This window comes from Paenibacillus jamilae (genome assembly GCF_050482105.1).
Lineage (GTDB): Bacteria > Bacillota > Bacilli > Paenibacillales > Paenibacillaceae > Paenibacillus > Paenibacillus jamilae_B.
This window is the reverse complement of the sequence record NZ_JBCNHI010000003.1, coordinates 297,421-311,763: the sequence shown is the minus strand read 5'-3', so window position 1 is coordinate 311,763 and position 14,343 is coordinate 297,421. Positions and strand designations below refer to the sequence as shown.

The following is a 14,343-nucleotide window of genomic DNA, read 5'->3' as shown; positions in this document are numbered from 1 at the left end:
GGTAAGCGTAAAAGGAGCAGACCATAGCATACGGTCGCTCCTTTTACTCAAACATAGTACTGTCTTCAATCTCCTGCAATATTGCTTATAGGAATTCTACCTCAATTCTTTCTCAGCTTTGTGGGTACGGCAACACGATTGGATGATAAAGGTTTTCCCTGTTTTAATTTTTTAGCCGTTCTAGGTATTCTTACGATTAAGGATTCTTTTGTGCTTTGTTTGGTAGGTAGGGCTAAGCGGGTATTCCCAGTTTGAGGCGCGCTTTGACTAGCGCTGGTAATCAGGTTGATGGTGTAACTTTCGTAGATTGAACTGACAGGAATCCGCCGCATACCTAAGTTTCTACAGGTTGTACATCCTACGTTCCAACACCAATGGAAGGCTTGGCTAGGAAGCTGGGTAAAATAGGAACCTGACCATGTGCGTCCAAAGCTGCTTTCGGCATAGTAATAGAACGTATTGCCACCGGCATATCCACTCCAAACCTCTCTGGTCTGCCCAGGATCTACACGATACCAGCCAATCTTGGCATAGTTGACAGGACTACAGCTGAAGTTCGGATAAGCGTAAGCAATATAGATAGCCGCATTGGTACTATTGCGAAAACTGAGACCCATTGTCATCACTTCTTTCCTCATATATTAATCTTACAGTGTATCTTATGAGAGTTTTGAAAGAAGGAAACGGACAGGAGCTTTTAATTGCTAAAGTTGAACCATTTGCTGATATCTATTTTGTTATGTTCATTCATAGATTGCCATTCGTTGGACTCTGGTTGATAGGTATAATCTTTTTGCCAGGCCATGATGTTCTCTACGATAGCTCGTATGGCAGAGGCCATATAGGAGACTTCCTGATTCGTCATCATGGGATGGAGCGATAGACGCACCCAGCCTGGTTTTCGCGATAGGTCTCCCGCATGAATAAGGTCTGTCATTTGCTTAGATGCTTGCTGATCGATGCCCAGCAAATAATGTCCATAGGGGCCTGCACATGAACAGCCGCCCCGGACCTGAATGCCAAATCGATCATTTAGTAGTTTTACAATCAGGTTATAGTGGATATGACCGACAATAAAAGAGACGATTCCCAGTCGATCTGGGCTGCTTCCCCCCAAAATATGCAGGCCTGGTATGGTACCCAAGCTTTTTAGCAATAATGAGGTCAGCTCCTTTTTACGCTCCAACATGCGGTTGTATCCCATTTGTTCCTTCAGCTGAATACAGAGCGCAGCTCGAACAGTCTGTAAAAAAGGAGGGGTCCCTCCATCCTCACGGGCCTCAATACTATTTTTATACTCGTATCCGCCCCAGGGATTGGTCCAGCTTACCGTGCCGCCTCCAGGCTGATCGGGAGCATAGTTGAGGCACAGCCGTGAATCCATAATGAGAACGCCGCTTGTACCGGGACCACCGAGGAATTTATGAGGAGAAAATACAATCCCGTCCAGCTTCTCGAGGGGATCTGTAGGGTGCATGTTGATCTCCGCATAAGGTGCGCTTGCCGAAAAATCAATGAAACATACGCCGCCATGCTCATGCATTTTTCGGGATAGCTGGTGAATCGGCACTTCGAACCCTGTAACATTGGAGCAAGCGGTAAAAGCACCGATCTTGATCGAGCGATGCCGAAATTGATACAGTAGTTGTTCAAGATGAGCTGGATCGACCATTCCTGCGGGGCCCGGAGGAAGACATACCACGTCTCCAATGGTTTCTGCCCAGGAAATATGATTGGAATGGTGCTCCATGTGAGTGACAAAAATAAGGGGGCGGTCTTTTTCAGCGATGGGGTAGAGGGGCTTTAATTTTTCATGTATTTTCAATCCTAATAGCCGCTGAAGCTTATTCACCGCACCTGTCATCCCGGACCCGGCGAATAGAATGATATCATGTTCGTTGGCATGAACGTGGTTTTTAATGAGTTGTTTCGCTTTTTCATAGGCTTGGGTCATCAGAGTACCTGTCAAATTAGACTCCGTATGTGTATTCGCCACAAAAGGACCTAATTCATTGGCGATTTTTGACTCGATGGGTCCATACAGACGGCCGCTGGCTGCCCAATCCGCATAAATCAGCTTTTTAAGCCCATATGGAGATTCAAAGGTCTGGTGATAACCGATTGTATTTTCACGATATTTTTGGAAATAAGCCTCGTTAGAAGGCTGATACCTACAATTGTTACTTCCAATTCGAGCCATAAGCATACGGCGCCTCCCAAGTCGTTCTGTCTTCTTAGGGTACGTAGGTAGGCCGGAATAGGTTAAAAAAAATAGGCGAATGTCATCATTTAGTCAAAACAAAAAGCCTCATCCAACAGCAGGATAAGGCATGGGCATATATTAGATAAAAAGCTGCATATCCGATTCGAGTGCATCCTTCAGGTACGTCTTGGCCTCAATGATTTCCAGTTCAGGTATGAATTCCTCCGGTTTGAAACCCATAATATCCACCGATAGCTTGCAGGCATAAAATTTGACGTTTTTCTTCCTGGCTCCTTTCAGGAAATGGATCAGCTTCGGCGCCTCATGGTCTTCCAGCATTTCCGTCAGCATCAGCTTGCCCAGACCGCTAAAATTCATATGGGATAGCGGTAAGGCTTCAGGTCCTTTGGGAGTCATCAGATCCATAAGTTTCTCGTAAATGGTCTTGTCCTCCAGCGTCATTTTGTCGGGATCACGAACCAGTGATAATCCCCAGAATGCAAAAAACATCGTAACCTCGACATCCAGTTCTCGAGCTGTATTAGCTAAAATCAACCCAGCCATGGCCTTATCATAATCGCCGCTGAACATAAGCAGATTCATCCTTTTATCCACGATCTTCCGCCTCCATTACCAACAGATATAATCAGTATGGATTTGGAAAAGAGAACTATGCCCAGTTCACATATTGATCACAATTGTGGAGGGGAGTGTGTGCTAGAAGTAATACCTAATCAAAAGTTAAATTATCTTTTGATTTATCTGTATTTAGTTCTACTAGCCACTGGCCATCTTTATTTTTGGATAGAAAAACCATATCGTATTCTTCACCTTTTTGTATTACATGAGTAAGGACTTTATAGGTGTCATTAGACATTTTTTTACTGTCAACCATGGTGAAAGAAGATACTGAACTTGCTTCAACAGATTGTCGGAATTCTTCTAGAGGAATTGACGATTTGTTAGAGAGTAGACTAAGGGCTTTGTTGCTATCTTTCTTTTTTATGGCTTCCAAATAATCTTTAACAGGTTGGGAAATCTCCACATTTTTGGGGTCCTCATTTTTTATTTGCTTGGCAGTAGCAGGTACTTGATTATCAACAGACTGGGGGTGACCACATGCAGAGAGTAATCCTACAGGTAGTATAGCAGCAACAAGATAGAATATAACTTTTTTTACCATATTGCACCTTCCTTTTTGGTATATTCTATGACATTGTAATATATGTGATCAAAGAAACAATTTAAAGGAGGATATTATGTTAGTGAATAAAGCTTTGAAAAAGGTACTGGTAGCAACTCTTTTAGGGAGTGTGCTCATTCCGTCAGCAGCCTTTGCTGAGTCGGACTATGAAAAGCAACTAGATCAGCAATACGGGCCTGAAAATGGCTACTCCACTTTTTATAATGCTCCACTCCATGATGAAAAAACTTTACAGTCTGTGCAACCTTCAAGTACAGGGTTCAAATGGTCCGCAAATTATGAAGTAACTACTCATTATCAAATTCCACGTAATATTCCATTGAGCAACGGCGAGAGTATTCAGGTTATTTCAACAAGCTCTAGGAATACTGGTAGTAATTCAACTTATGATTTAGGAATGGGGTATTATGACTCTTGGGCTGGAGGATGGTATGGAAGCAATAGTATGACTAAAACAGCTGATGTGGGTAGTACATCTTATCTACATTGGGAGCATATGGACGGTAAAGATTATCGAGTGCGGGTAAAAGGGAATGTAAAAGGATCAATGACTGTGAATGTTTATTAATTAGTTTAAGAAGCCTAGGATCAAAGACACAATATTAACTTACATAAATTATATGATCTTGAACTTCGAAAATTTATATCAAATTATCTGGAATTATAAAATATTCCGTTTATCTAATAAAGGTCGTCCTTTGCACATAAATGTGAAGGATGACCTTTATTATGATGGTTTAGATAGTCATTTTCTGCTCTAAAACTTCCGCCGTTACCAATGTCATATCTATAAACCGCTCCTGTTCTGTATAATTTCAAGGGAATTCAAGACACAAGCCTGAGATCGGGAGGACAATAAGAAAGTGAGTATAGAGAATAAATATAAAGCACTTGAGCTGGAGAAGCCGGGCCTATATGAGCTAGAGGGGCTGGAGGTCGGAGTCACCTCTAATTGCAACTTCAAGTGTGATTACTGCTGTGCATATCAGCGGAATGACGGACAATGCATTAGCAGTAAAGAGGTCAAGAGTATTATTGATGACATTCCAACGTTAAAACGTGTGCGACTGTCCGGAGGCGAAGTTACCTTAAAGTATGACGATTGTCTGGACATCGTGGCTCACTGTTCAAGCAAGGGGATCGCTACCCAGCTTAATACCAATGCGAGTTTGCTCAGCCCTGAACGAATTGAGAAGCTGCGTGACGCAGGGCTTTCCAATATTCATATCTCCTTTAACTTCACGGATGCCGATAAATATGCAGCCTATTATCATGTTCACCCTCGTATGTATGAGAAAATCGTTCAAAATATTCGGTTATGTACTGAAGCCAAGCTGGAAACGGTGCTGGAGACGTTGCTATTTGAAGAGACGCAGAACAACATGCCAGCGATCAGTGAAAAAGTATACGAACTCGGTGTGCGCATCCACGAAATTCAAAACAGTATCGTGATGGATCATACAAATTGGAACGCCATTTCCACCAAGGAAGCACTGATCCGTTCCGTTCATGACCTGATTGCACATAAAAAGGACGATACCGTGCTGTATTTCACCTGTATGGACCGTTTTGCTGAGGCACTGGGCTTCAAGGAGCAGCCAGGAGTGTATTTTTCCAACTGTGTTGACGGTAAGAAGCAGCTCCATCTTCACGGGAACGGGGATATCCTGATCTGTGAACTTTGTCATCCTGTGGTCATCGGTAATATTTATAATGGAACGTCCCTAAAGGATATTTACAAAAATAAGCCGAAGCAGCTTCAGGAGTTTCTCGACAAATTGCCTTGTCCTGCATATGATGCGCTCTTCCCTGAAGGAAGCATGTAGGCATGGTTTGAGATGATGAGGCGATAAACATCTACTACCCTAAACATGTAGGGTGGTGGATGTTCTTCATGTAACTCCATGAGTCCTTTATTATTTGTTTTAATGAAAGGGTTTACATGCTAAAATATATAAAAATGCGAGCTTCTTAGGAAAGAAGGAGTAGATATGAGATATAGAAATGTAGGCAACAGCGGTCTTAAAATTAGTGAAATCGGTCTGGGGAGCTGGTTGACGTACGGTACAGCCGCCGAACAGGAAGCAGCTCATGCCTGTATTGCGAAAGCCATGGAACTTGGAATCAATTTCTTTGATACCGCGAACGCGTATAACTGTGGAGAAGGCGAGAAGGCTATGGGAGCCGCTTTGAAGCCTTATCGCAGAGAGAGCTATGTGCTTTCTACCAAGGTATACTTCCCTATGGATTCCGGTCCCAATGACAGGGGACTGTCACGCAAGCACATTATGGAGCAATGTGAGGCGAGTTTGAAGCGCCTCGGCACAGATTATATCGACATTTACTTTTGCCATCGTTATGATCCAGACACTCCGTTGGAAGAGACGCTGCGGGCGCTAGATGATCTTCAGGCTCAAGGAAAAATCTTGTATGCTGCGGTCAGTGAATGGAGTGCCGCCCAGCTCACGGACGCCTATGGTATCGGAAAACGGCTGAATCTGCGCCCGCTGATTGCCAACCAGCCGATCTATAATATGTTCGAGCGTTATATCGAGCATGAGGTACTTCCCGTATCCGGGCAGGTAGGCATCGGCCAAATTGTATTTTCGCCTCTGGCCCAAGGCATCCTCACAGGTAAATACAAGCCAGGACAGCCCATACCTACAGGTAGCCGCGGAGCTGATGCGTCTGTCAATAACGTCATCAGCAGTTACATGAACGATACCGTCCTGAACTGTGTTCAAGAGCTGGATCAGCTGGCGAAGGACTTGGGTGTCACCCTGTCACAACTCGCGCTTGCCTGGATTCTAAGAGAACCGGGGATCAGCGCTGCACTGATTGGGGCCACTAAACCGGCACAAATCGAAGAAAATGTGAAAGCAGTCGAGGTGGCCTTGCAACCGGAGACCTGCGCGAAAATTGAGCAGATTCTGAAGCAAGCAGAGGGATTTGAGCCTTTGCGTTAAGCATTCACACGAGTCTCTCTAGAGGGAAGCTATCAATAAACAAAGTCTCGCTCTTCCTGTCCTTAACAGACAAGAACGAGACTTTTTAGCTTGCTTCAAGTATGGCATAGATCCCTGAAATCACACTAAATGCAATCCCGCTCACTAAAACAAGGATTTGCTTCTTACTGAGATCCACCGGATCAAAAAAGATGGGCAACAGCCATTTTAGGGTGATAACAGCCCATAGACCTTCTGCCAACCCCAGAATCAATACCTTTTGCCCCCAGAGAAGCTTCATCTGCGGTGTTAGTGGGCCTTCAAGAAACAGGTCGCCTGAAGTATGAATATTCCAAGAAACAATAACTACGAATATAAGCAGAGTTAATAGTGTTGACATAATATAAGTGACGTCTTTTTTAGCCTTTTTCGTAAGTTTCGGCGATTTTTTAAACTCAGGCAAGCCAATCAGGAAAAAAACGATTCCCATAAATATAGCCACGCCTATAAAGGCACCGAGTATAATATTCGCTATGATGCCGATGCCATTGATGATTAATAATAAAATAAGCTCTCCCCCTTTGGGGTTACGATGATAGTTATTTTATTGTACACACAGGAACGAAAATGCTCAAATATTTGGAAAAGCCCCTGGCACTTTTGCCAGGGGCTTTTGGGATTTTTGCCACTTATAATGCAGATTTAATGACCTTTTTATAATACAGAATGGATAGCACCCCGAAAATGGAGTATAAGGCAGTGTATAGCACCATCACGAGGATCATAGGCATCCAAATTTCGGTTCCAAACAAGAACCAGCCAGATTGGACGGCGAAATAGCTGTGTGATAGGCCGATTACTAACGGAATGCCGAAGTTAAAGAACTGTTTGATTTTAATGCCTCGCAGCAAGTCACTCTGGGTGAAGCCTAACTTTCTCAACACAGTATAATTGGCCTTTTCGTCTTCGCTCTCGTCCATCTGCTTAAAATAAAGGATGCAGCCTGATGTAATGAGGAAGGTCAGTCCCAAAAAGCCAACGACAAACATGATCACTCCCATAGTTCTCTTCTGATCGCTGCTCATTTCAAGGCGGGATGTTTGTTGATCATTAAAATGCGCAGCTGCAAAGAGGCGATCGCCTTCTTCAATCTGTGCTGCATCCAGCATATCAATGCCAATATACAAGGATGACTTCTTTTGAATCTCTGGATTTACATCTTTCTTTAACCGCTCAAAGATGGTTTCGTCCACAATGACAGTGGGTAGTCCCCCGGCTGCAAAATAGTACGGAATGACATAATCCTTTTTTAGACCCAAATACTGTTGATGGATGACTTCTGTTTTCCCCTTCAAATCTAATGGACCAAAGTCTTTTAAGGACATGAATTTCTGTAAAAAATCATTATAGCCTGTTAAAATTGTCTGGCCTGGAGCCACATCCGTACCCTCTACAGATTGATCGCTAATGACAGGCAGTGTCATGGAGTCGGCATCGACATTGAGATCTTCCACAGGGGTGTCCATGATTTGCGCTGTGTTTACACTGACTTGGATCACTTCAATTTTCTTTTCTCGATACTTTATATCATGCTTATGAAGTAAAGTCTTGAATTTCTCTGCATCCGGTACATTGGTCATAGCAAAATGGGAAGGTACATTGTCCTCGGCTGCTTGATCGGCAGAGTAATAGGTGATATAGCTTAAGGATAGTAACCCAATGGCGAGAGCCGATACGGTTGTAATAATGGTCAGCAACAGAGCGTTGGATTTCATGCGGAACATGATAGATGAGAGAGACAGTACCTCATGAATGTTTAAGTAGCCGCCTTTGCTTTTTCTGATGATATTGGAAATAAAGCGGATAGACCCTTTATAAAAAAGAAATGTTCCGATGATGACAGAGCCCAAAATAAACACCATAGCCATAAATAATTCATTCATGGATGTAAAGTCTCCACCAAATAATCTGGAGGAAACATAGTAGCCTAATGCGATAAGTGAGATGCCGATGATCCCGATGATCATCTCAAAGATCGTTATTTTTTTGATTTTCCCTTCGGTGGTGGAGGTCACTCGAAATAGGGACAAGATACTCTGTCTCTTGATAAAAGAGTAATTCACGACCATGATCAGCAAGTAAATAACAACAAAAACAGTGAGTGTTTGAGTCAGCGCTTGGTTAGAGAAATATAGAGTGGCAATGGCTTCAACCCCTGTCGTCTTAAATAAGATCATAATCACTAATTTGGAAAAGGAAAACCCAACTCCAATACCAATGAATAGAGAACCGAAGTATAAAATAAAGTTTTCAGCACTTAGAATGCGAAAAATTTTACTTTTAGTCATCCCGATCAATTGAAATAAGCCAATTTCTTTACTTCGTCTTTTTATAAAAATATTATTAGCATACATAAGGAAAATGCAGACAATAGCGACCAGTAAAACGGAAGCTGCCCGTATGGAAGCTACGCCTTTAACAGAGCCCTTTACTTCATCCATGGAGGGATCGTACTGTAATGTGACGAAGGCGAAATAGAGCGCAACACTGAAAATGAGAGCAAAAACATAAAGATAATAATTGCTCAGGTTTTTTTTCAGATTTTTTAGAATAAGTAGATTAATGTTCATGTTGAACCCCGCCTAAGACCGCTTGGGTTTTCATGATGTCCTGGAAGAAGCTATGTCTATCCTGCATGCCTTTATGAAGCTGAGTATACATTTGCCCATCCTTAATAAAAATGACTCGGCTGCAATGGCTGGCTGCAACAGGATCATGCGTAACCATAATAATTGTAGCCCTACGCTTTTGATTCAGCTGCCCCAGCTTGTTTAATAGATCGGAAGCCGATTTCGAGTCAAGCGCACCCGTAGGCTCATCGGCAAAAATAATTGTAGGCTCATGAATAAATGCTCTAGCCGCAGATGTACGCTGTTTCTGTCCGCCTGAGATTTCATTGGGATACTTGTCCTTGAGCTCATAAATCCCCAGTTCTGTAGCCACCTCTTGGAATCTTCGGTTGGCCTCTTTTTTAGGCGTTTTGGTAATAGATAGGGGCAAAAGGATATTCTCCTTCACGGTGAGCGTATCCAGCAGATTATACTCTTGAAAAATAAAGCCTAAATGCTGTTTGCGGAATTCAGCCAGTTGTTTTTCTTTCATTTTCGTCATTTCGATGTCATTGATTTTAATGGAGCCGTGACTCACTTTATCAATAGAGGAGAGGACATTTAGCAGTGTAGTTTTACCTGAACCGGAGGCTCCCATAATACTGACAAATTCCCCTTCTTCAATAAGGATATCTATTCCCTTCAAAACCTCCTGCATATTTTGCTTATTGCCATAGCTTTTATGAATCTTATAAGCTTCTAAAATATTCACTTCCATGCACTCCTTATTGTTCTTGTAGCCTTATTATAAAAATTGGGCTGTTGTTTTTCCTTTGGTTGGGCGAACAATATATAAAAGCATGTGACATCTCTGTCACATGCTCACCGTACTCACGAAATCATTCCGTTTGGGGAAAATCAAAGTGAAGGTCGTACCCGCGTTCGGTTGGGAGTGCACATCTATATGTATGAGCAAGGACTGTGCTGCCTTTTTCGTCAAATATAACCCCATGCCTGTTGAAGTATGATCAGCGTGTTGGGTGGTGGATGTAAAACCTTTCTCGAAAATACGAGGTATATCCTTCGGATCAATCCCGCGTCCAAAGTCTTGAACCTCAAGTTGTATTCGATCCTTATGTTCATAGCTGTGAATGATAATATCACTGGCATCGCTATATTTGATGGCATTGGTTAGGAGCTGTCTGATGATAAAAGCCAGCCATTTGGCATCACTCAGCACTTCCATTTGCTCAAGTTGGATGTCAAAACCGATCCCCTTTTGGATGCACCATGACTGTAATGCTTTGATCTCTTTAAAAACCAGAGATTTTAGATCTACTTGCTCAACATACAAATCGTTCTCAATAAAAGATATGCGCTTCTGATGCAATTGCTGGTCCAGCAGTAAATGAATTCGCAGCCATTCATAGGTTAGCTGAGACCTAAGGGATTTGTCATCCAATCGCTCAATCATCAAATGCATAGCGGTTAAAGGTGTTTTCACCTCATGAATCCAGGATAATAGCTCATCCTTTTCCTGTTCCAGGGTCCATTGATTTTGTGAGATGATCTGTTGTAGTCGTTCGGTCTGGTGCATAATTTTGTGTTCAATGATACGCTCAAACGGACTATCGGGTTCGCCCATGCCGGTTAATTGGAGAGGACCTTCCCATTCTTCCAAAGCCCTATAGAACCTGGTTTCTCGGGGATAGCGGACGATCAAAAAAACCAGGAATACCAACATAGATAAGAAGACGACATAGAGAATTGGCGCCAACGGAATTGCCGTATCCACATATGCGATGAGGAGAATCAGCATCTGTTGGCATACAAATAGTAGAATCCAGCTCCGTCTTTCTTTCAAATATTTATTAATCATAGGCAGATGCCTCTTCTATGGCCATATAGCCTTGCCCCACCTTCGTTTCAATAAAACGGCCCAAGTCCAGCTCATCCAGCTTTTTTCGCAGGCGATTCAAGTTGACGGTCAGGGTGTTATCGCTGACAAAACGTTCATCATCCCATAGGCTTTTAATTAATTCCTCCCGAGAGACAATTTTGTTTTTTTGCTCAATCAGCAGCTTTAGTATATAAATTTCGTTCTTGGTTAATTCGATGGAACCAGCCTTATGGGTCACGATATTCTTTTCATAATCGACCGTGGCTCCACACCATGTTTTGAGGGAAATGGGCTCTGTATTGTAATTGTATACGCGGCGAAGCGTCGCCTGCAATTTTGCAATCAGTACATCAAAATGGAAGGGTTTTTGGATAAAATCGTCCGCTCCAAGCTGCATTGACATCACTATATCTGTAGGATGATCCCGCGATGATAAGAAGATGATTGGGACATTAGAGTGGGATCGAATCATTCGACACCAGTGAAAACCATCAAATTTCGGCAACTGAATATCAATGACGACCAGATCAGGCTTTATCGTTGTGAATTCTTGAAATACTTTACTAAAATCCTGGATGCCATGCACATCATAGGCCCATTGAGTTAACCTGTCCTTTATTTCATGGAACAAAGTTTCATCATCTTCAATCAGCAAGATTGTGAACAATAATTTCACCACTTTTTACATTTTTATATAAAGTGTATAGTAAAATTTGTGTATGTGCTATATGCGGTTGAGCCAACTTGATATTGCGATAATCTGCTGTTAATAGTTGAGGGTTATAGTTGGTTTATATCTACGATGTCATATCGTTTAAAGGATGGATGCATGGATGGGAATTCACACCTATTTTCGATCGCTAAATGAGTTGGAAAGAATTATTCGTTGTCCAGGCAAGTTTAAATTTGAGGAACATAGTGTATCGGCTCATTCTTGGAAAGTAGTACAATATGCCAAAACGCTAGCTGATATCGAAGAGAGAAACGGCGTCAATATTGACTGGAAAAAGCTATACGAGATTACCAGCAGTCATGATTACGGGGAGATTTTTATTGGAGATATTAAAACGCCTGTTAAGCATTCCTCCAAGGAACTCCGGCTATTAATCCAGCAGGTCGAGGAAGGTATGATTGAGTATTTTATTGAAGAGAATATTCCCGAGGATTTTAAAGCAATCTTCCGCAAACAGCTAAGGGAAGGTAAAGATGATTCTGTCGAAGGTTTAATTTTAGAGGTTGCAGATAAAATGGATCAGGTGTATGAAGCGTTTGCCGAGCTTCAGCGGGGGAATACCGAAAAGGAATTTGTCGTGATGTATCGCAATGCGCTTGTAAAAATCAAAAATATTAATTTGAAATGCGTTGAATATTTTTTGGAAAATATCCTGCCAGATATGGTTAAGGAAGAAACGCCTTCATCCATTGATATTAAAAAGATCACGGAAGAGGCTTTAGCTCTGTAAATGAATTTTCTCGCCGTCTTTCAGAAGCCGCGAAGCGCTTCTGTTCATACATAACAATAGTTTGGATGTAATTAAGAACCTCAAGCTCATAAATGTGAACATAAAAAGCAACAAGTAGAGTCGATGAACTGCTACTTGTTGCTCTTTTGAATTCGATAATCATAAGAGACTATGCGTATTCCTTGAACAATATACTAAAGATATTATTTACTTTGAAAATGGATTAGGGAAGTTGGTTTTAGTGGCAGCATTTTGCTGCTTGGTATTGCCAATTCCCAGTTCACCATTTCTGTTAAATCCCCAGGACCAGACTGTTCCATCGGCTGTCAAAGCATGGGAGTGGGTTCCTGCTGCACTGAATGCGACTACATCGGTCAGAGGTGTATTCATCTCATCTACAACCTGAGTCGGGACCTTAATCGAAAATACATCGGTCCCGTCACCTACTTGCCCTTCATTATTGGTTCCCCAGCCCCAAAGAGTGCCGTCATTTTTCAGCGCGAAAGTTTGGGTTTTACCTGCCTTCAGTCTATTTACATCGGAAATATTGATCAATACGGGTGATCTTCTAAAGGTAGAGGTTCCATCCCCCAGCTTACCAGAAGTATTGCTACCGGAAGCGTATACTTCTCCGCTATTCGTTAATACATAAATGCGGTCAGCTCCAGCGGTAAAGGTTTTGATATCATCAATTCGATATTGAACAGGGGTAAGTTGGTTCTCTTTATCATCCTGTCCCAGAGCGCCGTCAAAGCCACGTCCCCATACCCATAACTGATTGTTTTTGTCTAGAGCCGCACCAAAGCTATCACCAGCGTCAATGGCTACAATATCTTCTAAGCCTTGAACCTGAACGGGCTTAACGGAAAAGGCGGAAGCTCCTTTTGTGCCAATGCCCAGTTGGCCAAAATTATTTTCGCCGTAGGCCCACACCGTGCCGTCATTTTTGAGGGCGAGTGTAAACTGACCCCCGGCTCTCACTTCCTTAACATGATCAATGTATTTGTTTTTGACAGGGACTCTTGCCGTATCCCGCTTGTTCCCTGTCCCTAGTTCGCCGTAGCTTGCAAAACCCCAAGACCAGATGGTTCCGTCCTTTTTGAGCAAGGTTGAGTGCAAATCACCAGCATCAATCATAGCGATGTCAGATACATTTGCTTGCATCGGACTTGTTTTGTTATTTCCACCGCCATCGCCTACACCGAGCTTGCCATTGCCGTTACTTCCCGTTGCGTAAAATGAAGATCCATCTTCCATAGCCAGGTAAGCGTTAGTAGTCCCTGCTGAAAGCAAATCGTCGTAATTTGCAGGGTCGGCACTTGCTGTAATGGAGCTCCCCACTAGAAGTGTTGAAGCAGCGAGAGCTGTTAAAGCGAATTTTTTTAACATATAATTGCACACCTTTCAGAATGTAATAGATAAATACAGATTAAAGCAACCAAATTGTTCCTGCCCACGTCTTAACAGTGAACATACTCTATAAACCAGATAGGGAGGATCACTGATGAAAAATAGAGCTTCTGCTCTTGTTTTTGCCTTGCTTGCGGCAGCTTTACTGCCTGCATGTTCTACAAAAGAATCGGCTACGCCGGTTAACAAATCTAATGGGGCGGTGGTTCAATCTATTTTTGACTTGGATCGTCTGGAAAGTACAACAGTATATACAGGGCGTGCCAAGATCGAAAGTATTGAAAGGATTGAAAAAGAAGTAGAACAACCCTTAGCAGCCCCTACCATGGACTATTTGATCCGATTTGAACGGCCTGTTCAATTTGCTAAAGAACTACCCCAAAGTGATGATCCAACGGAAAAACCTATCCAATCAGTCTATATATCTATCCCAGATACACATATTTATAAGCAGATGGATGGTCAGCGGAGGCAATTAATCAATCCAGCACAATTACAAGCGGGGCAACCGATTGAAGTTTCTTATGTGTACCCTGTAACACCTGTTTTCCTGGCATTGGAAATTGTTGTGCTGGATGATTTGTAGAGGAGGCCGATAGGCCTCCTTAC

15 protein-coding genes are annotated in these 14,343 nt (G+C 42.5%); 5 read left to right on the top strand and 10 right to left on the bottom strand.

All coding sequences use genetic code 11. The features are described from left to right. Positions 1–101: 101 nt before the first annotated feature. The 4 genes from ABEW32_RS02690 to ABEW32_RS02675 all read right to left on the bottom strand — a co-directional run bounded on the left by ABEW32_RS02690 (position 102) and on the right by ABEW32_RS02675 (position 3,386). Complete coding sequence (locus ABEW32_RS02690) at positions 102–617, bottom strand: DUF1036 domain-containing protein (protein ID WP_430184682.1); 516 nt, start codon at positions 615–617, stop codon at positions 102–104. An 80-nt stretch (positions 618–697) separates the two neighbouring features. After that, complete coding sequence (locus ABEW32_RS02685; RefSeq protein ID WP_430184458.1) at positions 698–2,206, bottom strand: aminotransferase class V-fold PLP-dependent enzyme; 1,509 nt, start codon at positions 2,204–2,206, stop codon at positions 698–700. Between the two features lie 135 nt (positions 2,207–2,341). Next, complete coding sequence (locus ABEW32_RS02680) at positions 2,342–2,818, bottom strand: DsrE/DsrF/DrsH-like family protein (RefSeq protein WP_430184456.1); 477 nt, start codon at positions 2,816–2,818, stop codon at positions 2,342–2,344. Between the two features lie 115 nt (positions 2,819–2,933). After that, a complete protein-coding gene (locus tag ABEW32_RS02675) occupies positions 2,934–3,386 on the bottom strand; it encodes a phosphoinositide-specific phospholipase C-related protein (RefSeq protein ID WP_430184454.1) in 453 nt (150 codons plus the stop codon). A gap of 76 nt (positions 3,387–3,462) precedes the next feature. On the opposite strand from ABEW32_RS02675, the gene ABEW32_RS02670 reads away from it, so the two are divergent. The 3 genes from ABEW32_RS02670 to ABEW32_RS02660 all read left to right on the top strand — a co-directional run bounded on the left by ABEW32_RS02670 (position 3,463) and on the right by ABEW32_RS02660 (position 6,373). Next, a complete protein-coding gene (locus tag ABEW32_RS02670) occupies positions 3,463–3,975 on the top strand; it encodes a hypothetical protein (RefSeq protein ID WP_430184452.1) in 513 nt (170 codons plus the stop codon). A 295-nt stretch (positions 3,976–4,270) separates the two neighbouring features. After that, entirely contained in the window at positions 4,271–5,233 is a 963-nt protein-coding gene (locus ABEW32_RS02665) for a radical SAM protein (RefSeq protein WP_430184450.1), read from the top strand. 165 nt (positions 5,234–5,398) lie between these two features. Then, a complete protein-coding gene (locus ABEW32_RS02660; RefSeq protein WP_430184448.1) occupies positions 5,399–6,373 on the top strand; it encodes an aldo/keto reductase family protein in 975 nt (324 codons plus the stop codon). Positions 6,374–6,458: 85 nt separating this feature from the next. On the opposite strand, the gene ABEW32_RS02655 is transcribed toward ABEW32_RS02660, so the two are convergent. From ABEW32_RS02655 to ABEW32_RS02635, 5 genes are all read right to left on the bottom strand, one after another. Beyond that, positions 6,459–6,842 carry a hypothetical protein gene (locus ABEW32_RS02655; RefSeq protein ID WP_430184447.1) on the bottom strand — a complete coding sequence of 128 codons (384 nt, stop codon included), beginning with the start codon at positions 6,840–6,842 and terminating at the stop codon, positions 6,459–6,461. Between the two features lie 199 nt (positions 6,843–7,041). Beyond that, complete coding sequence (locus ABEW32_RS02650) at positions 7,042–8,982, bottom strand: ABC transporter permease (protein WP_430184445.1); 1,941 nt, start codon at positions 8,980–8,982, stop codon at positions 7,042–7,044. Next, positions 8,972–9,733, bottom strand: a complete 762-nt coding sequence (locus ABEW32_RS02645) for an ABC transporter ATP-binding protein (RefSeq protein ID WP_430184443.1) — start codon at positions 9,731–9,733, stop codon at positions 8,972–8,974. The genes ABEW32_RS02650 and ABEW32_RS02645 overlap by 11 nt, the downstream gene beginning before the upstream one ends. Before the next feature lie 102 nt (positions 9,734–9,835). Then, positions 9,836–10,840, bottom strand: coding sequence for a sensor histidine kinase (locus ABEW32_RS02640; protein WP_430184441.1), 1,005 nt, complete (start codon positions 10,838–10,840; stop codon positions 9,836–9,838). Further along, positions 10,833–11,528, bottom strand: a complete 696-nt coding sequence (locus ABEW32_RS02635; protein ID WP_430184439.1) for a response regulator transcription factor — start codon at positions 11,526–11,528, stop codon at positions 10,833–10,835. The genes ABEW32_RS02640 and ABEW32_RS02635 overlap by 8 nt, the downstream gene beginning before the upstream one ends. Positions 11,529–11,694: 166 nt before the next feature. Here ABEW32_RS02635 and ABEW32_RS02630 point away from each other — a divergent pair, with 166 nt between their 5' ends. Beyond that, positions 11,695–12,324 carry a YfbR-like 5'-deoxynucleotidase gene (locus tag ABEW32_RS02630; RefSeq protein WP_430184437.1) on the top strand — a complete coding sequence of 210 codons (630 nt, stop codon included), beginning with the start codon at positions 11,695–11,697 and terminating at the stop codon, positions 12,322–12,324. Positions 12,325–12,531: 207 nt separating this feature from the next. Here the strand turns inward: ABEW32_RS02630 and ABEW32_RS02625 are convergent, their stop codons facing one another. Continuing rightward, a complete protein-coding gene (locus ABEW32_RS02625) occupies positions 12,532–13,713 on the bottom strand; it encodes an RCC1 domain-containing protein (RefSeq protein ID WP_430184435.1) in 1,182 nt (393 codons plus the stop codon). 115 nt (positions 13,714–13,828) lie between these two features. Between ABEW32_RS02625 and ABEW32_RS02620 the strand changes: the two genes are divergently transcribed. Then, positions 13,829–14,320 (top strand): hypothetical protein, encoded by a 492-nt coding sequence (locus tag ABEW32_RS02620; protein WP_430184433.1) that lies wholly within the window; start codon positions 13,829–13,831, stop codon positions 14,318–14,320. The last annotated feature ends 23 nt before the right edge of the window (positions 14,321–14,343 follow it).